13 protein-coding genes are annotated in these 18,707 nt (G+C 64.1%); 8 read left to right on the top strand and 5 right to left on the bottom strand.

Annotated features, from left to right (window positions below; translation table 11 throughout):
- The first annotated feature begins 468 nt into the window (after positions 1–468).
- Together IZR01_RS10205 and IZR01_RS10200 are read left to right on the top strand one after the other, a co-directional pair.
- The gene (locus IZR01_RS10205) at positions 469–1,815 is read left to right on the top strand and encodes a helix-turn-helix domain-containing protein (protein WP_194891991.1); all 1,347 of its coding nucleotides are present in this window, start codon (positions 469–471) and stop codon (positions 1,813–1,815) included.
- A gap of 12 nt (positions 1,816–1,827) precedes the next feature.
- Entirely contained in the window at positions 1,828–2,730 is a 903-nt protein-coding gene (locus IZR01_RS10200) for a phosphotransferase (RefSeq protein WP_194891992.1), read from the top strand.
- Between the two features lie 512 nt (positions 2,731–3,242).
- Here IZR01_RS10200 and IZR01_RS10195 read toward each other — a convergent pair.
- The 5 genes from IZR01_RS10195 to IZR01_RS10175 all read right to left on the bottom strand — a co-directional run bounded on the left by IZR01_RS10195 (position 3,243) and on the right by IZR01_RS10175 (position 6,879).
- Positions 3,243–3,434: a hypothetical protein gene (locus tag IZR01_RS10195; protein WP_194923710.1), complete on the bottom strand. Its 192-nt coding sequence runs from the start codon at positions 3,432–3,434 to the stop codon at positions 3,243–3,245.
- Positions 3,431–3,619, bottom strand: coding sequence for a hypothetical protein (locus IZR01_RS10190; protein WP_194923709.1), 189 nt, complete (start codon positions 3,617–3,619; stop codon positions 3,431–3,433). Before IZR01_RS10190 ends, IZR01_RS10195 begins: the two co-directional genes overlap by 4 nt.
- 108 nt (positions 3,620–3,727) lie before the next feature.
- Positions 3,728–4,798, bottom strand: coding sequence for an integrase core domain-containing protein (locus IZR01_RS10185; RefSeq protein ID WP_323746970.1), 1,071 nt, complete (start codon positions 4,796–4,798; stop codon positions 3,728–3,730).
- A gap of 88 nt (positions 4,799–4,886) precedes the next feature.
- Positions 4,887–5,852, bottom strand: coding sequence for an AfsR/SARP family transcriptional regulator (locus IZR01_RS10180; RefSeq protein ID WP_194923707.1), 966 nt, complete (start codon positions 5,850–5,852; stop codon positions 4,887–4,889).
- A gap of 745 nt (positions 5,853–6,597) precedes the next feature.
- Positions 6,598–6,879, bottom strand: coding sequence for a GyrI-like domain-containing protein (locus tag IZR01_RS10175; protein ID WP_323746971.1), 282 nt, complete (start codon positions 6,877–6,879; stop codon positions 6,598–6,600).
- Positions 6,880–7,010: 131 nt separating this feature from the next.
- Between IZR01_RS10175 and IZR01_RS10170 the strand changes: the two genes are divergently transcribed.
- From IZR01_RS10170 to IZR01_RS10145, 6 genes are all read left to right on the top strand, one after another.
- Positions 7,011–8,084, top strand: a complete 1,074-nt coding sequence (locus IZR01_RS10170) for an integrase core domain-containing protein (protein ID WP_194923705.1) — start codon at positions 7,011–7,013, stop codon at positions 8,082–8,084.
- A gap of 102 nt (positions 8,085–8,186) precedes the next feature.
- Positions 8,187–11,135, top strand: a complete 2,949-nt coding sequence (locus tag IZR01_RS10165) for an AfsR/SARP family transcriptional regulator (protein ID WP_323746124.1) — start codon at positions 8,187–8,189, stop codon at positions 11,133–11,135.
- A gap of 458 nt (positions 11,136–11,593) precedes the next feature.
- The gene (locus tag IZR01_RS10160; RefSeq protein ID WP_194891997.1) at positions 11,594–13,924 is read left to right on the top strand and encodes an amino acid adenylation domain-containing protein; all 2,331 of its coding nucleotides are present in this window, start codon (positions 11,594–11,596) and stop codon (positions 13,922–13,924) included.
- A gap of 331 nt (positions 13,925–14,255) precedes the next feature.
- The gene (gene vioD, locus IZR01_RS10155; RefSeq protein WP_194891998.1) at positions 14,256–15,329 is read left to right on the top strand and encodes a capreomycidine synthase; all 1,074 of its coding nucleotides are present in this window, start codon (positions 14,256–14,258) and stop codon (positions 15,327–15,329) included.
- Between the two features lie 22 nt (positions 15,330–15,351).
- On the top strand, positions 15,352–16,383 hold the full coding sequence (gene gntD, locus IZR01_RS10150; protein ID WP_194891999.1) for a guanitoxin biosynthesis L-enduracididine beta-hydroxylase GntD: 1,032 nt from the start codon (positions 15,352–15,354) through the stop codon (positions 16,381–16,383).
- Positions 16,384–16,433: 50 nt separating this feature from the next.
- Positions 16,434–18,701, top strand: a complete 2,268-nt coding sequence (locus tag IZR01_RS10145; protein ID WP_194892000.1) for a condensation domain-containing protein — start codon at positions 16,434–16,436, stop codon at positions 18,699–18,701.
- The last annotated feature ends 6 nt before the right edge of the window (positions 18,702–18,707 follow it).

Raw genomic sequence — 18,707 nt, 5'->3', positions numbered from 1 at the left:
ATGTGGCGTTTGCCCTCTCGAACCTGTTGCAGAGCACGATCGACCGCATACGATTCCGCTCCTGTGAGGTGCAGCTCTCGCAGACGGCGCCCGACTTCGTGCTCCGTGCCCCGGAAGACCGGCGTGACACCTGAATGCTGCTCGTTCACTTTGCACCGTTCCTCTGTCTGACCTGACTCTCCGATCTCGTCGGATATCGCAGGCTGTTGATCTCACCACGGTCAGCATCGCTCGGTTTTCAGCACCCGGATATGTGGGTTTATGACAGGGTGGTCCAGGCAAGGACACTGACGGCATCTGGATGGACTACAGGGAGTAGTCATGGCCGATGGTGAGATGAGACGCTGCACCGGATGTCGCGCCTCCCTGAGCCAGTACAACCGGGGAACGCGCTGCGGCGCCTGTAGCCGTGACACGCGACTGGCGGCCTCGCCGGAGCTGTGGGCTAGCGCTCAAGTCGCCCAGGCTATGGCGAAGTGGGATCTGGGTGCGGTGCTGCGCCTATACCGCATGCATACCGGGGCCCGGCAGGCGACTCTCGCAGCCGCGTTCAACGTCGACCAGTCGGTGATCAGCCGCCTGATGAACGGACGACGCAGCATTGCCGATCGGCGTCAGATTCTCGAGTTCACCCAGAAACTCGGCATCCCCGACTCACTGCTCCCCGCTCTACCCGCCCAAGACGAGGAACTGTTCCAGCACGGCATCTCGTGGATGCCATCCGTAGACGAGGCTCTTGCCGGACTCGGCACGCTGACCGGAGCCGATGTGAACGTCCGCGTGGCGGACATCGCGGCCGATGCGGGGCCCGAGTCCGTCGTCGAGGTGTTGCTGGCTTGGGCGGACAGCTCTCAGGCGGACAAAGCCGTATGGAGCGATCGAACGGGGCAGCGTGTCGGTTCCGCGGACGTGCAGACGCTGTCCATCATGTCCGAAGCGTTCGCTGACGCTGACCACCGCCTTGGCGGCGGTCATGCCCGCAGTACTTTGGCGCACTATCTCGCCAACGTCGCCATCCCGCTGGCCGCAGCCGGCAAGTACAGCGATCATGTCGGCCGGCTCCTGTTCACCGAGATCGCGCGTCTCGCCGACGTCGCCGGCTTCATGGCGTTCGACGCGGGCCATCAGGGCATCGCCCGGCACTACTTCGCCCACAGCTTGCGGTTGGCGAGGGCTGCGGGGAACTACGCCCTGGCCGCGCACATCCTGACCGACCTGTCGATGCAGGCCCTTCACATCGACCATCCCGACTCGGCTGTCGCCAGTGCACAAGCCGCGGTCGAAGCAGCCAACAAGGATTGCTCGCCCTTGACGCTCGCCCGCTGCCACGCCGTCGCCGCCCGCGCCTCCGCTGCTGCCAACGACCCCACGACGAGCGATCGACATCTCGTCCAGGCCGAAGTCCTGCTTGATCAACGCGGCGACGCCGAGGAGCCGCGATGGGTCACCTTCTTCTCCGTACGCCAACTCACGGTCGAGGCCATGTACGCCTCGCACGCGCTCGGCCGGACCAGCTACGTACAGCGGCACGCCGACGCAGCCCATCTAGACGAGGCAGCGGCCGACGCGATGCCGCGGCGTGATGTCCTGGCCAATACGACGCTCGCGATGTCCTATCTCCAACCGGGCAACACCGACGTCGAGCACGCGTGTGCGGTCATGGCCGGGTGCCTACCGCTGATCGGACGACTCACGAGCGCCCGCGCCATGGCCGCGATCGAACAGACCCGCTCGCGTCTGGCAGACTTCAGCGCCAACGCCGCTGTAAAGGAGCTCGATGCGGCGTTCGCACACGCCGAGACAGTCGACAGCTAGGAGCACGGCGGCGTGACCAACGACGACGACCTTCAGGCCCAGCTCGTCGCAGCCTGCGCCAACGCCGGAATAGACCCTGCTGATGCGCGACTGATCCACCACTACAGCAACGCCATCTACTACCTGCCGAGTGCAGAGGCGGTCATCCGCATCACCGTGGGGCCTGCGGACCTCGAACAAGTCCGGCTAACTCAGGCGGTGACCCGCTGGCTGGTGCAGTCCCACGGATTCCCCGCTACTGCGCCGCTTGGAACCGTCGAACCGGTAGCGCTCGAGTCCGGATCAGTAGCCAGCTTCTGGGAGTTCCATGAGCAACCAGTCGAGCTGAAGTACTCATCGACCGATCTCGCTGCGCTGCTGCATCGGCTCCACACGATCGACGACGCCGTCCCAGTGCACCTTCGGTCCTGGGTTGCCTTGACCTCGCTGGAGGGCGCGCTCGCTGAGTCCGTGCCCGAGACGGTGCTGGCCCGCGACGATGTCGCATGGCTCAAGCAGGAGATCGTCAAGGTGCGCGAACAACTCGCCGCCATCGAGTGGCAACTCCCACCGGGCCTCGTCCATGGAGACGCGTGGGCGGGAAATCTGCTAGCGAACAGCCGTTCCCACAGCCTGCTGCTCGGTGACTGGGACTGGGTCAGCCACGGGCCTCGCGAAGTGGACCTAGTGCCAACCTGGCATGCCGTGCGCAGGTACGGCCGTAACAGCGCTTGGAAGGGCGCCTTCGCGGCCAAGTACGGCTATGACCTGGCTCGCTCTCCAGGCTATGAAGCACTCATGCACATGCGCGACATGATGCAGCTCACCGGACCACTCCGCCGCGCCAGTGCGGACCAGCGATACTTCACGTTCCTGCAGCAGCGGTTCTCAGCGATCCGCGCCGGCGACCGCTCGTCGCAATGGCTCACTCTCTGAACAGAGCATCATGAGCCGATCGCAGGCGAGCAACGAACGCTCCAAAGGCGGGGGTCCGCCGACAAAAGTCAGAAGGCTCGACCCCTGAGGGGACCCGAACTCGTGGCGAGCACCTGCCCCCGTGGAGAGCGAGCGATACGACGGCACAGCGAAAAACAGGCCGTCACCATACGGAGTCGCTACGGCCGTCATCACATCGTCATCACACGGGGCCATTTCGACGACTTTACGGGTCGACTCGAGTCGAGTGCTCAAGTCGAGGAAACGTAAAACCCCAGGTCAGCTGGGCTTCCTGGGGTTCGACTTCGGTGCCCCCGGCAGGATTCGAACCTGCGACCATCGGATTAGAAGCGCCGAGGTTGTCAACCTTCACACGGTCATCCAATGTCAAGCCAGTACAGTCTATGTCAGTCTGTCCGCTTCTAGCAGGCTCTCGGTGTCATCGAGTGTCAGGTTGGGATGATCTGGTTCAGAGCCGACCCTGGACCAACCCTGGACCACGCATGCCACCATCACGCCGCGTCGGGTTGTCCAGTTGCTCCCGCCGCCTTGAACCCGGCCAACTGCTTCTCCAGGAACTCTCGAGCGTGGACGTTCGTCTCGGTCCGCAAAAGCTCCTCGATCTCCGCAATCGAGGCGGCACGGTGAGTAGCGTTGCGCGCCTTCATCTCGGCCAGTTCGAAATCCATCTGCTCCAGCGTCATCGCAACTCCTCCGGTTCCGCCTCGCCCAGACGCTCGCCTAGCCGACCGAGCAGGTAACTGTTGCGTTCAAGGTCGGCCCGGTAGTGGGCGAGCCCGATCTCGTACTGCACGACAAGCTCCCTGGCGCGCTCCATCTTCGCGGTGATCTCGATACGCTGAAACTCCGCCTGCTCGTTGCCTTCCATCGCGAACCACGATACCCGCACGCGGGGCATGGTATGGCCGGTCCTGACAGGCTCTTCGAGCTTCGTGCCTGTCAACCGTGAGGGTGCCGAGAAGTCCATCCGTGCTGGTCAGGCGATCAGGCGGTACTCGTGGAGGATGCCGCCGACGCGGTCATTTCGGGCGACGCGGAAGCGGTCGAGATCGACGACGTTGTCGGGTAGGGGTTTCAGCGGTGCGGCCTGGCCGAGAGCCCGATGGGGACGGTGTTCGTTATAGAAAGTCTCGTATTCGGCCAGGACGCGTCGCAGGTGCGACAGGTTCCAGACCAGGGTGCGGTCAAGGAGTTCGGCACGCACTGATCGGTGCCAGCGTTCCTGGATCGAGTTCATGACTGGGGCACGGACTGCGGTAATGATGATCTCGATATCCGCAGCCTGGAACACTGCGTCGAACGCAGTGGTGAACTGTGCGCCGTGGTCGCGGATGAGGTATTTGAACCTGTTGGCGTGTTCTTCGAGATCCATCAGGGCGTTCCGAGCCATCTGCACAGTCCAGCCCGTGGTTGGAGTTGCGGTGACGCCCAGGATCCGGATTCGGCGGGTGGCATGTTCGATCATCGTCAAGACGTAGGCGGTAGTTCCGTCGAGCAGGTCGACCGTGAAGAAGTCCGTGGCCAAGATCGCCTCGGCCTGGGACCGGAGGAACTGCGCCCAGGTGGGGCTGTTGCGACGAGGTGCCGGATCGATGCCTACCTTCTTCAGAATGGCCCACACGGTGGAAGGCGCGACCTTGATGCCCAGGCCTGCCAGCTCCCCGGCAATCCGCCGGTAGCCCCAGTGTTCGTTGTCTTTCGCCATCCGCAGCACCAGGGCCTTGATGTTCTGCCGGGTCGCCGGCCTGCCTTTTGGGACGGATCTTGCAGCCCAGCGGCGGCGCAGGATGTCGCGGCGCCACCGCAGGATCGTGCCGGGGGTGACGATCAGCTTCAGCGTGGAATGTCGGACTTTGGGAATCAAGCCAAGCAGCAGCGCGATCAATGCTCGAACAGCCCAGGACATCCTTGGCTGGGAACGCTCACCGAGCTGACGCTGGGTGATCGTGAGTTGGTGTCGCAGCAGAAGGATCTCCGTGGTCTGCCAGGTTGTGTCGCGGCAGGAGATCCGTAACGCCGTGAGCACGCAGGTGACGATCAGGAACACGAAACGCAGACACACAAGCCTCAATCATCGCCGGATGGCAAGAGCCGCCGCAAGCCTGTGACCAGTGTGGATAGATTTCTCGGCACCTTCAGGGCAGCAACGGCCGGACCTGCCCGGCGTCCCGCGCGTTGTCCAGAACCACCAGAATCCGCCGGCCGGCCAGCCGGGAGCGGTAGAGCGCGGTCCGCTCGTCGGGGTCTGCCGGCACTTCCTGCGCGGGCACCCCCAGCGCGGTCAGGAATCCGTGCATCGCGGTCATGGGCGCCTGCGGGGCGCCGGTCGGATCAAAACCACGGAGGTTGAAATAGAGCTGCCCGTCGGGAAACCGGTCAGCGTGCAGGTGTGCCCAGTGCAGGGCCAGGGCGGGGTCACCGGTCAGCACGGCCTGATGCAGGTCGCGCAGTTCAAGACCGGGGTCGATACCCAGTTCCTCGGCGAGGACCTTGTGGGCTTGGTGGTAGGCCCTCAGTGCTTCGGCAGTCCGTCCGGACCGGTACAGGGCGAGCATCCGTTGCGCCCACATCCGCTCACGCAACGGATATCCCGTGGTCAACGCGATCAGCTCGGTGATCCGTTCCCTGTGCAGACCGAGTTCGAGATCCAGGTCGATGCGCTGTTCCAGCGCGGCCAGGTGTTGCTCGACGAGCCCCGGCACGACCTCACGGTGCAGCACCTCGCTGGGCACGTCCGCCAGCGGTTCTCCTCGCCAGAGTTCCAACGCTTCATCCAGCAGCGCCGCGGCTGCCTGAGGTTCGCCGGTCGTCACGGTGGAGCGGGCGGACCGGACCAGGGAGCCGAACCGGTGCACGTCGACCGCGTCGGCGTCGACGTCGAGGCGGTATCCGGCCGCCGAAGTGACCAGCGGCCCCGGTTCAGCGCCGACCTGAAGCGTGTGGCGCAGCCGTAGCACGTAGTTCGTGAGCGTGTTGCGGGCGCTGAGCGGAGGCTGATCGCCCCACAGGCACGCGACCAACCGCGCCACGGTGACGGGTTCGCCGGCCGCGAGGGCCAGCGTCGCGATGAGGATCCGCTGTTTCGCCGCGGTGACGGGCACCAACAATCCGTCATGCCGAATCTCCAGCGGCCCGACCAGACGGAATCGCCACCCATCTGCCACCTCTGATTCCCCTTTGTCGCGCGCAAGACATTACGCCCGGCAGGGATTCCCACGGTTCGATCCTCAACATCGCCGCGCTCGGGCCGGTATCGGCGAACGCCGGGGATCGGAGTTCCGCCGATGCCACGACTTCGGCCCTCCTTCCAGGGAACAGTCAACACGCGGCCCAAGACATCCCTAGCGCTTGGGATATAGGCGGTCCGGCGGCTGTGCCGAAGATGGAATCCGGATATCGGGCGTGAACTAGTGCATCCGCATATCAGTGGTCCACAAGTCCAAGTAGGGGACATGTCAAAGATCATCGTTGCGGCGCCGCCCATCCCCGGCGAGCTGTCACCGCTGCTGTACATAGCCAAAGGGCTCGCTGAGCGCGGCCACCACATCACGGTCGTCACCGGCAGCGGTGTTCGCGCGCAGGTCGAACAGGCCGGGCTGGCCTTCGTCCCGGTCAGTGGCCGGGCCGACTTCGACGCGGCCGCCGTGACCGGTTCCCCGCAGCGTGCCAAGCCCGCTCCGGGACCGGAGATGCTCGCTGAGGCCGAGCGCTTACACGCTGCCTTCGCTATCCCCCAGATACGCCAGCCACCGCTGGTCGAGCAGGCCATGGGCACCAAGCCCCAGGCGCTGTTGCGCCAACTCGACGCCGCCTGCCACAGCGCCGACGGGCGGGAGAGGGCTGCGCTCAGATCCGGTCGCCTCTGGTACGGAACACGGGCCAGCACACCTCGGTGTGGTAGGTGGGTTCGGGGCTTGCGTCGCTTGAGCTCACGACGTAGTTCTCGCGGATGGGCCCCCGCACCCCGATCTCTTGTTCCGCCACGAACGTCCCGAGCGCGCCGTAGGTCTGGTCCAGCTCGCTGATGGCGCCGTGGTGCACGGTGACCGCCAACTCGGCTGCCGGGATCTCCGTCAGGCGCACCCGCCCGGAAACAGTGGCCTTGTCCGCCACCGGGATGAACGCGATGAGCTGGCCCTGCTCGTCCTCGAAGAACTCGCTCGGATACAGCGCGCCGTCGGATCCGGTGCGTACCTGTGCTGGTCATTAATTCGGCCACTGCCCGGGACCTGGGGTGATGCCGTGGGACGATCGGGTCTGTGGCTGTTGGTCTGCTGTATCGGATCTTCATAAGCGTTCTGTCCTGGCTGGCGCTGTCGGCTCGATCGCAGGCATCCAAGAACGCCGAGATACTCGTGTTACGCCAAGAGGTGGCGGTGCTGCGCCGCACGAATCCGAAGCCGAGGATCTCCTGGACCGACCGGGCCGTGCTCGCGGCATTGTCCAGACTTCTGCCCAAGACCCTTCGCGGCCACCGGATCGTCACCCCGGGCACGCTGTTGCGCTGGCACCGCCGCCTGGTCGCGAACAAGTGGCGCCAGCCGAAGGCTCCGGGCCGACCACCGATCAGCGACGAACTCGTCCAGCTGATCCTCACCATGGCACGGGAGAATCGCGCCTGGGGCGCGGTGCGGATCCAAGGAGAGCTGCGTCGCCTCGGGCACCGTGTGGCCGCGGCCACGATCCGCAAGGTCCTGCGCGCCCACAGGATCCCGCCACCGAAACACCGCGACGACTCCTGGCGTACATTCCTGCGGGCACAGGCCGACACCTTGTTGGCCACCGACTTCTTCCACGTCGACTGTGCGTTCACTCTCACCAGGCTCTACGTAGCCTTCGTCATCGAGCATTCCACTCGCCGGGTCCACCTGCTCGGCATCACCCGATACCCGACCGCCGCATGGGCCACCCAGTTGGCCCGGGACTTCACCGCAGACTTCGAAACCGCAGGACCCTGCTTCACCCACCTCATCCGGGACCGCGACGCCAAGTTCACCGCCGCGTTCGACGCGGTGTTCAGCGCCGCCGGCATCACCGCGATCATGACCGCGCCACAAGCGCCGAAGATGAACGCCATCGCCGAACGGTTCGTCGGCACCGTTCGCCGTGAATGCACCGACCGGATGCTGATCTCCGGCGAACGCCAACTTCGCGTCGTCCTGGACCAGTACATCGCGCATTACAACGCCGGCCGCAGCCACCAAGGCGACGGAATGAACCTGCGCGCCCCAGATGACGACCCAAACGTGATCCCGTTCCCGGCCCAGGCCGACCGGATCCGCCGAAAACGCATCCTCGGCGGACTGATCCACGAGTACGAGCCTGCCGCATAATAACCCTGGTCAACCCTGGTGTCCGCGTTTCTGACCACCACAGGGGGGCGTTACGCGAGAGCTCTGGCTCTGTTGAGCCTCAACGCGAACTCAGTCGTGTCGGTGGACCAGATCATAGACGCGTTGTGGGAAGTTCCGCCGGAATCAGCACGTCAACAGGTGCACAACGTCATCGCTGGTGTCCGCAAAGCGTTGAAACCAGCCGCCGGCGCCGCTGCGGTGTTGAGGGTCGACTCTGGCTACAAGCTCAGCGTGCCGAAGGATGCCGTCGATCTTCTTCGGTTCGAATCACTACTGCTGACGGCTGACAGCGCCGTAGCGGCACGAGAACTCACCGAGGCGAGCAACCATCTCAAGGAGGCAATCGCGCTCTGGCGAGGGCCGGGAGCGATGGGCCTTGAGTCTCAAAGGCTTCAGAGCACCGCGGTCCTACTCGCCGAGAGGCGAGCCGCCGCCATCGAGCAGTTGGCGGAGATCAGTATCGAGTTGGACGACGCCGCATCGGCAGTAGGGATGCTGACACAGCTGGTAGCCGACTTCCCTCTCCGTGAATCGAGTTGCGCACTTCTTATGCGGGCGCTATACCGCAGCGATAGACAGGCGGACGCACTCGCTGTCTACGAGGATGTACGAAGCCGATTGGCCGAAGAGCTCGGCTTGGACCCCGGACCTCGACTGCGCGCGGCCCATCAGGAGGTACTGATGAGCAGCACCGCAGTTCCGTCAGCTGCGGTTTTCTCAGCACCAGCGACAGTTGAGATCGCCAAGAATTCCTCCGCGCCGCTGATGGCCAACTTCCTCCCCCGGGACCTTACGGAGTTCACCGGCCGCGAGCAAGAGATTCATCGTCTACATGCCGATGCGACCAACTCAGCCACTGCGGCGCTCGTGATCTCTGCGATCGACGGCATGGGCGGCGTCGGTAAAACGACACTCGCCGTCCACATCGCGCATCGGCTGGCCGATCGATACCCGGATGGCCAGTTCTTCGTTGACCTGCAGGGCTTTACGGTCGGAGTCGAACCGATGTCTCCGATGCGGGCTCTGAACATCTTACTCCGCAGCATCGGCGTTCCTCCCGAAGCAATACCTCAAGAGCTTGCCGAACGTAGCGCTGTATGGCGTAGCAGGTTGACTGGACGCCGAATACTTGTGCTGCTAGACAACGCCTCAGATGTAGCGCAGGTACGTCCCCTGCTGCCTGCCGAGCCTGGAACTCTCGTGCTGATTGCAAGCCGGCGTCGTATGACTGCCCTGGAGGGTGCGAAGCCTCTGTCCCTTGATGTGATGCCGGACCGCGATGCTTATGAGCTTTTCAGTCGAATTGTCGGGGTGGACCGTGCCACCACGGAGCCCGATCAGGTCACACTCGTTCTCGAACTATGTGGAAGGCTACCACTGGCCATCCAGATCGCCGCCGCCCGGCTCCGTGATCGCCCGAGCTGGTCCGTATCGGATCTGGTCGGGCAGCTGCGACGAAGAGACGGCCGGGCTAGGACTCTGGTGGCGGGAGACCGAAATGTACTGACTATCATCGGCTGGTCGTACCAGCATCTGACTCCTATGCAGAAAAAGCTCTTCCGTCGACTGAGCGCGCACCCCGGGCACGATTTCGACGCTTACACTGCTGCGGCGCTATCGGGTTTATCGTTGGAGCAGACCGAGGACGGCCTGGAAGAACTCTTTGATATAAACCTTCTACAGCAGCGGCGTACCGGTCGTTACAGTTTTCATGACCTGGTCCGGGATTGCGCACAAGACTTGCACGTTCGTGATGACGACGAAGACGCGCGACAATCCACACTCAGTCGACTCCTTGACTACTACCTCGTATCGATCGACGCCTGGTGTCGAGCCATGAAGGCCGAAAATCGCTACGTGACGTTCAAGGCCGATGCGGAGCCGAAATACCTGAAGGAGGTTTCTGACTACGACACAGCCCTTTCGTTATTCGAGGACGAATATCGAAATATTGCGGCCGCTGTTCGAGACGCCGCGCTACGCGGATTCGACTCACATACCTGGCAGCTAACATGTGCGATGTTACCCTACTTTTCTCGGATAAACCAGTGGGGTGAAGCGGAAGACCTGTACAAAACGGCGCTGGCGTCAGTGCGCCGGCTAGGCATCGACTACGGAGAGTCCGTGTGCCTCATGGGCCTGGCCACCGTGAAGCGTGCTCGCGGCGCAGTTTCTGAGGCGCGTGAGCTCATATCCGGCGCGATCGCGATCAGCCGCGCAAGAGGCGACCTGCTGGCGGAGGCAAACCAGCTGACGAACCTCGGCGTAATACTCTTGGACGCAAACAACTTCACCGAGAGCCGTGATTGTTTCCTCACCGCCCTGGCCCTCGCAGCACAGGTCGGAGATCTCAAATTTCAGGCGACACTCAACAATAATCTCGGCGTGATCTCTCGCGAACTCGGGCGATTGACAGAAGCTATCGAATACTTCAACCGGGCGATCGAGATCGGCTGCACAGACGATAAATCTTCCAACCGGTCGCCAAACAGAGTCTGCAACATCGCCGAAGTGCTCAATCTCCAGGGTCGGACGAACAGTGCCCGCGAGAGGTATCTGGAAGCGCTGGAACTCAGCACCAGAAACAGAAGCCCGCGCAGTAGAGCACTAGCCCTGGCTGGGCTCTGTGCCGTGTATCGGGCGTCAAACAACCTGTCCCAAGCCCTCGATGCCGGCCGCGAGGCCGTCGACCTGGCACGGTCCGTCGACTGGTTCCAGCTCGAGGGGGACGCGCTCAACGCGATCGGCGACACGCACGTCAGCCTAGGAGACCTGGAGTCGGCCGAGCAGTCGTACGCCCGGGTCGAATCCCTAGGCCTGCTGTATTCCTCTCAGCGATACGTCGCACGTGCCCACGAAGGCTTTGCGCATGTCGCACTCGCTCGCCACGATATCGCCAAGGCCAAAGACCATTGGCGAAAAGCGCTGGCCGTTTACCCCGGTGGAGTCGTGGACGCTGCGGCTGCCAGCCGCCACCTGGAAGCGGACGACCCAAGATCCGAGCGGTGTTGGCGGTGCAAGTTCGCGTGATCCGCTCGATGCCTGGCAGCTGATATCTCGAAGGCCACGGCGTCAGGGCCAACAGACTATCCTGTCCCAATGTATAAGCGTCAACATCCTGCTTTGCGCTGACGGATAGAAACCGCACATAGCCTCGAGGTTGGACCATTTGGCGGCGAGGATTCCCGCCTTGGCATAAGTCTGGAAGCAGCCCTGGACGAAGGGTAGCTGCGGAAGAGGGTTGCGATAGACCCAACAGCTAGCGTTGCCATGCAGGACGCGTGACTGGGCCTTGGGCGTGGGACTCTGTGTACCACCTCACTGCCGCATCGTCTCCACCGCAGGGTCGCGAAGCTACCTCTCCCCCAATGCCTGGAACTCCGTGACAGGGGGTGTCAAAGGGATGGCTGCGACCTCTGCGTGTTCCTGGCGGAGACGGCGTCGTGCATCGACCGATGCTGCTCCTCGCAAGGACTGAGAGGCACCACATGCCGTCTGCCGACCCACTGATGCCGTCCGCCGAATGGAACGAAACCTCACATCCGTTCCACCACGACATGACCATCGCCGATTATCTCCGTGCTTCGGCCGTCCGCACCCCATCCAGCCCGGCTCTCGTCGGTGCCGACGGATCGGTGATCGAACACGGTGAGTTGGACAGCGCAGGCGACCGGATCGCCCGCTTACTGCAGGCGATCGGCGCGGCCCCGGGCACTTTCATCGGGCTCTATGCTTCGCGAACTCCCGCGACGGTGCTCTGGTTGACCGGCATTGTGAAATCTGCGGCGGCGTACGTGCCCATCGACCCTGCCTGGCCGCGGGCACGGGTGGTGGCGATGCTTTGCGATCTCGGCGTCGAAATCCTGGTGACCGATGCAGCGCATTTGGACGAAGCCCAGGAGTTCAGATGGGACGTCCCCTCGCTGCGGGCCGTGGTCAGCCCGGACGCGTCGACTGCTCGACTTGGTACAGCCCGGCTGGAGCGCGAGTCGATAGAGGACCTCTTCGATCTCCTTGCCGACGATCCTGATCCCATCCGTGCGGCGGGCTTCAATCTCCGGCAGGCCGGCCACGAATACACGCCCGCTGACATGATCGTGTACCAGCGTCACATTTCCCTGCTCGTCACCGACGCGATCGGGACAGGGGCGTCGATTCTCGAAGTCGGCTGTGGGACGGGACTGGTGATGGAGGCCCTCGCCCCGGAAGCCGGCCGCTATGTCGCAGCCGACCCTTCAAGAGGCGCCGTGCGGCGCACGCGATACCTCGCCGAAGCACGCGGGCTACGTATTGAAGAGCTCACTGCGTATGCACATGAACTACCAGATCTGGTCACGGGGCGGTTCGACGCCGTCGTCCTTGCCAGCACTGTGCAGTTCTTTCCGGACTGCGAGTACTTTCTGAACACTCTTGCCGATGTACGCCGTCTGGTCCGTCCGGGCGGAGCCGTCGTGCTCATCGATCTGATCGACCCCGGAGCCGAGCAGCATCCCGGTCTGCGGATCCCGCCTTCGCTGATCACCCGGCTCCCCGAGGTGATCCCGAATGTCACGCAGGCTTCGGTGGCCCGCCGCACCGACGATCTTCCCGGCGAATGGGCGTGCCGTTACGACGCGGTCATCCGCTTCGGCGACGAGCCGGTTCCGACGGACCAGGCCACTCCGAGACGGGTGCAGAGTGTGTGGTCGGCCAAGGATGTCGCTGCGACACCAACAGGCCCGCCGACGACGAATCCAAACCCGGGCGACCCCGCCTACGCGATCTTCACGTCGGGGTCGACCGGCGCGCCGAAGGCTGTCGTAGTGGCTCATCGGGCGGTGGCCAACCTCTTTGACTGGATCGAGCGCTGCCATGCGGTGGGGAACGACGACCGTCTGCTTTTCGTTACCTCGTTCTGCTTCGACCTGTCGGTATACGACATGTTCGGCGTACTGGCCAGCGGCGGATCGGTGAGGGTCGCCAGCGACCGCGAACTCGCAGAGCCTTCCGCATTGATCGATATCATCGCAGGCGAGCCGATCACCATCTGGGATTCGGCGCCAGCCATGCTCGCAATGCTCACACCCCTGCTGAGGCAGCGAACCGACATCGCCGGCAGCCGATTGCGGTTAGCGCTGCTCAGCGGCGATTGGATACCTCTGACCACCCCGGGCGAATTGCAGTCCGCGTTTCCGGGGGCCCAGGTGGCGGCGCTGGGCGGAGCCACGGAATGTACGGTGTGGTCGAACCAGTTCATCGTGGACTCGATCGAGCCCGAGTGGAAAAGCATCCCATACGGTCGCCCGATGGCGAATGCCCAATACCATGTTCTGGACGAGGAACTGCAGGTCTGCCCCATAAACGTACCCGGAGATCTGTACATCGCCGGGGAGTGCCTGGCCATCGGCTACGCCGGTGCCCGGGCGCTGACCGCCGCCAAGTTCTGCGCCAACCCGTATGGACCGCCGGGATCGCGGATGTACCGGACCGGCGACCGCGCTCGCTGGCGCGCCGACGGCGAAATCGAGTTTCTCGGGCGCGTCGACGACCAAGTGAAGATCCGCGGATATCGGATAGAGCTCGCCGAGGTTCGCGGAGCCCTGTCCCGCTGCCCCGGGGTCGACGCCGTCGTGGCGATGGCCGTGGACGGGCCAGGCGGCAAAGACCTAGCGGCCTTCTACGTGCCGACTGACGAATCCGTCCCCTTCGCCGAACTCCGCGCGTTCGCTGGCAAATATCTCCCCGAATACATGGTGCCGCGACGGATCATCGCTGTCGACACGCTTCCGCTCACCAGCACCGGCAAGGTGGACCGAGCGGCGTTGGCAACGCTGCTGTAAGGCGTCGCCGCGATGCGCCGCGGATCGGCGCTGGCGGATCGTCAAGGAAGCTACTCCCCCGCTACTACCGCCAAGCGAACGCGGGTTCGAGGTCAGCGGCGTAGCACTGGCTGTGACACTCCTGCTCGTCCGAGCGTGAGCACCGACCGGTCGCGACCTCAAGTAGGCGGCGAGGAGTTTTTCGAGAGCGGTCCGGATTAACGTCATTCCTGCGCCTGGAGATGTGAACCTTTCGAGACATCGCCGAGCGTTTTTCAAGTGCGCGCCGAAAACCAGAGCAGATCACGGATACCTGCACATGAAACTAAATTCTGCGCTCCTGGAAGACTGGATGCGCGACCACTATCAGGATGCGGCCATCGACATCGGATCGAGCGGAGTCCTGGACTATTCGCTCAAGGAGGTGCGTGAGCGTTGCGGAATCACCACCGCCGACCTCGACCAAGTGGTATTCCGCGACAGCCCCTGTCTGGGCCGGGAAGACCTGCGGGAAGCCATCGCCAGCCGTTGGGGCACCGGGGACCCTCGACGCGTCATGACGACGCACGGTGGCAGTGAGGCCATCTACACGGCGCTCTCCGTCTTGCTCGAACCCGGCGACCAGGTGATAGCGCTGGCGCCGGCCTATCACTCACATGTGTCTGTCGCAGAGTCCATCGGCTGTGACGTTCTCAGATGGCGGCTACGGGAGGAAGACGGTTTCCGCCCGAGGCTGGAGGACCTGGAGGCACTGGTCACGGCCAGGACCAAGGCGATCGTGGTGAACTTCCCCCACAACCCGACTGGTACGACACTGAGTGAGAAGCAGTTGCACCGGTTGCTGGACATAACGGCGTCGGCGGGTGCCTATCTCATCTGGGACGCCGCGTTCTCCGACCTGGTCTACGCCGGTGATCCGCTGCCGGACCCCGGACGTTTCTACCCGCGAACCGTCTCGGTGGGAACCTTCTCCAAATCGATGGGGCTTCCGGGCCTGCGTTTCGGCTGGTGCATCGCAGAGCCTGAGGTGCTCTCGGCGATGACCGTTCTCCGGGACTGCGTCACGTTGAGCTTGTCCCCGCTGACTGAGTTGATCGCCCTTTGCGTGGTGGAGAACGCTGATTCGTTCATCCAGCCGCGGCTGACCGCCGCCGCGGCCAATCGGAAGCTGCTCATCGAGTGGGCCCGCCAGCATGGTGACGTCGTCGACTTGCCAGTGCCGATGGGCGGAGTGACAGCGTTCCCCGCATTGGGCGTAAACGAAGACACAAGAGCGATATGCCGGCGGTTGGGCGAGGCCCACCGCGTTCTCCTCATCCCCGGGATGGCCTTCGATCACCCCCGCAGGGTGCGGCTTGGATTCGGCGGCGACGCCGAAGCCCTCCGCGAAGGCCTCAAGGTCCTGGCACGTGAGTTGGCCGGCTGACCTGATGAAAGGAGACACAAGCATGTATGCCGTCACTCTCACCGAAAGCGAACTGCGGCAGATCGACACGGTGACGTCGTCGCTCGCAGCGAAGTTCGACTCGGTGAACGATCCCGTTTTCCTACGTGACAGCACCGTCTATGCGCACGAGCTCCCGGACCGACTGCGTGCCGAACTGAATACGTTCCGGCATGAGGAATCGGGAGGCGTTCTGTCCATCCGCGGCCACGTCATCGATGACACCCGGATCGGACCGACCCCGAAACATTGGCGAAGCCAGACCGGCCGTGCGGCCACGCTGCCGACAGAGATCTACTTCGTGCTCTGCGCCGCGCTCCTGGGCGATGTTGTGGGCTGGTCCACGCAGCAGGACGGCCGCATCATGCACGACATCCTGCCGATCAAAGGGCACGAGAACGAACAGCTGGGATCCGGCAGCAAGGAGCTGCTGACCTGGCACACCGAGGAAGCGTTCCATCCCCTGCGAGCGGATTATCTGGGCCTGGCCTGCTTGCGCAATCCAGACTCGGTGGCCACCACTTTCGCATCGGTCGACGACCTCGACCTCTCCGAGGATCTGCGGGACTTGCTCGGCAAAAAGCGCTACCCGATCAGGCCCGACCGGTCACACCTGCCCCAGAACCGGGGAGAGACGCAGCACTTGTCCGCGCGGGAGGAAGCTCTTCTGACGCGCAGCTACGAGTGGATAACCAACCTGGACAGCCACCCCGAACACGTGTCGATCCTCTTCGGCGATCCGGCCGCGCCGTACCTGCGCATCGATCCCTACTTCATGGAGGAAGCGTACGCCGATACGGAGAGCGCGGCGGCGATGACCGGGATCGTCGACGCGGTCGACCGGGCGATCCGCGAGCACATCCTGGAACCGGGCGAAGTGTTGTTCTTGGACAACTACAAGATCGTCCACGGGCGTGTGCCGTTCACGGCACGGTTCGACGGGACCGACCGATGGTTGAAGCGCCTAAGCGTCGCGCGTGATCTGCGGAAGTCGCGTGACCGCCGTATGAGCCACACCGCGCGTGTCATCTACTGATCGCTCTCCCGCAAAGGCTCCGAACATAACGTACGCGGATTGGATACGGAATGCCGGTAACTGACGACTCACCGTTCGGGCACCCCCTGGCCTTGGGCCAAGAACGTATATGGGCCTCGGAGCAGATGTCAGCATCTGATGCCCTCTATGGAAGTCCGGTGGTGCTGGCGCTGCGCGGCGACATGGACCTGGAAGCCCTGCAGGAGAGCCTCACCGAGATCATCTCCCGACATTCTGTCCTGCGCTCCGTGGTATCGACCGCTTCCGGGACAGCCCGCCTTGTGGCTCGTGCCGCCACACCGGTACGGCTGTCTCCGGTGGAGACACAGGGGACGGACGGGTTCGAGGATCTGGTTTCCCGGGAGGTTCTGGCCCCCTGGGACCTCGAGGCGGGGCCATTGGTAAGGCTTGGGCTCTACCGGCTGGGCGAAGCCGACCACCGTCTGTTGATCGATGTCCACCACATGGTGTTCGACGCGCTGTCATTCGACGTGCTCGTCGGCGAGCTGACAGAACTCTACGATGCGAAGTCCAAGGGCCGCGAGCCCGCGCTTCCCGCTCTCGTGGCCCAGTACCGCGACTACGCACTGGCCCAGCGACGAGCACTGGCGCAGGGCCTGCTGGACGATCAGATCGACTACTGGTGCCACGAACTGAGCGGTGCGCCTTTCGCCCTGAGCCTTCCCACGGACCGGCCCCGGCCGGCCAGGATCGACTTCTCGGGCGCCAGCCACACCTTCACCTTCGACGCGGGCCTGCGCGACCGGGTGATCGCCGCGGCGCGCGGGTGGAAGGCGACGCCATTCGTCGTGATGCTCACCGCGTGGGTCGCTGTGCTGTCCCAGTACTGCGATCAGAACGAGGTGCTTGTTGGAACACCTGCAGCGGGTCGGTTGGACCCGGAGACGGACGATCTCATCGGCATGTTCGTGAACACGCTCGTCCTGCGTCTGCGGTTCGAGCGCGACAAGGCCTTCCCGCACATGGTGGATCACGTTCGGCAAGTGGTCTTCAGTGGCCTCGCCCACCAGGAGGCACCGATTGAGAAGGTCGTCGAGCGCCTGCGCCCGCCCCGGGATGACAGCCGTAGCCCCGTGTTCCAGACGCTGTTCACCCTGGCAGAACACCAGGACCGTCCGCACCACGCCGGAGGTTTGGTGATTGAGACGGTCCCGCCCCCGCCCCGCACCACTTCCAGGCTCGACTTGAGCATCGAGATAGTGGAGCACACGAACGGCTTCGATGCCGAGATCGAATATTCGACGGCGCTGTTCGATGCCGAGACCATCTCACGGATCGCCACTCACTTCGGAACGTTTCTCCGTGGCGCGCTGGAGGACGCGGAACGCAGCGTCGGCGAGATTCCCCTCCTGTCGCAAGCCGAACACGAGGAGGCCTTGCGGCACGCGAGCGGCGAGCACGCGCGCCTGCTTCATGCGACTCTCGCCGCACGGCTGTCCGTTGACACGCCGCCTCCCGTCGACCAAGCCGGCGACGGGACCAGGGTCTTCGTCCTGGACCAAGGGCTACGACCGACTCCTGTCGGAGCGATCGGCGAGATCTACCTCGCCGGCCCGTTTCCCGGCGCGACGCCGGCCGGGGCCACCGGTCTGCGCGCCGAGTCGTTCGTGGCCTGTCCGTTCGGCGGACCCGGTGAACAGATGTACCGCACGGGTGATCGTGCCCGTCGACGAACGACCGGCGAACTGGAGCTCGTCGGCCGGCGTGACCAGATGGTGGAGCTGAACGGCTACCGTGTCGATCTCAGTGAGATCGAGACCGTGCTCTCCGGCCATCCGGGTGCGGGACCGGTAGCGGCCACGATCAAATCTGACGGCCCCGGCGGCGGGCAGGTCGTCGCCTACGTCGTGTCCGACGTGCCCGATGAGGCAATCCTGGCATACGCCGCCGAGCGACTGCCCCGATACCTGCGGCCCACCATCATCGTCCACCTGGACACGCTGCCGCTGACCGCTGACGGGAAGGTGGACCTCGGTGCGCTGCCGACACCCGACCGCTCGACGGTGCGCCCGCGCAGCACCCCCACGACCGGGCATGAGCAGCAGCTGTGCCAAATCTTCAGCGAGATCCTCGAAGTCGAGACGGTCGGCGTCAATGACGACTTCTTCGACATCGGCGGCCACTCGCTGCTAGCCGTTCGACTGCTGAGCCGGGTCCGGACCACATTCGGCGTCGAGTTCGGCCTCCAGGACCTGCTCGATACGGCCACGGCCGCAGGGCTGGCCGAGCGGATCGCCACCGGTGGGGTGACCGCCACCACCCGCCCACCGCTGGTGCCCATGTCCAGCCGGCCATAAGAAAGG

The organism is Catenulispora pinisilvae (assembly GCF_015356865.1).
Classification (GTDB): domain Bacteria; phylum Actinomycetota; class Actinomycetes; order Streptomycetales; family Catenulisporaceae; genus Catenulispora; species Catenulispora pinisilvae.
Note: the sequence above shows the minus strand (reverse complement) of the source record. Positions and strands in the feature narration are given on the sequence as shown.

Bases quoted from the DNA above. Each gene is read 5' to 3' on its own strand.
- IZR01_RS10205 (WP_194891991.1), top strand. From the start codon at position 469: ATGGCGAAGTGGGATCTGGGTGCGGTGCTGCGCCTATACCGCATGCAT.
- IZR01_RS10195 (WP_194923710.1), bottom strand. From the start codon at position 3,434: ATGACGCTGGAGCAGATGGATTTCGAACTGGCCGAGATGAAGGCGCGC.
- IZR01_RS10190 (WP_194923709.1), bottom strand. From the start codon at position 3,619: ATGGAAGGCAACGAGCAGGCGGAGTTTCAGCGTATCGAGATCACCGCG.
- IZR01_RS10160 (WP_194891997.1), top strand. From the start codon at position 11,594: ATGCCGTCTGCCGACCCACTGATGCCGTCCGCCGAATGGAACGAAACC.
- vioD (WP_194891998.1), top strand. From the start codon at position 14,256: ATGCGCGACCACTATCAGGATGCGGCCATCGACATCGGATCGAGCGGA.
- gntD (WP_194891999.1), top strand. From the start codon at position 15,352: ATGTATGCCGTCACTCTCACCGAAAGCGAACTGCGGCAGATCGACACG.
- IZR01_RS10145 (WP_194892000.1), top strand. From the start codon at position 16,434: ATGCCGGTAACTGACGACTCACCGTTCGGGCACCCCCTGGCCTTGGGC.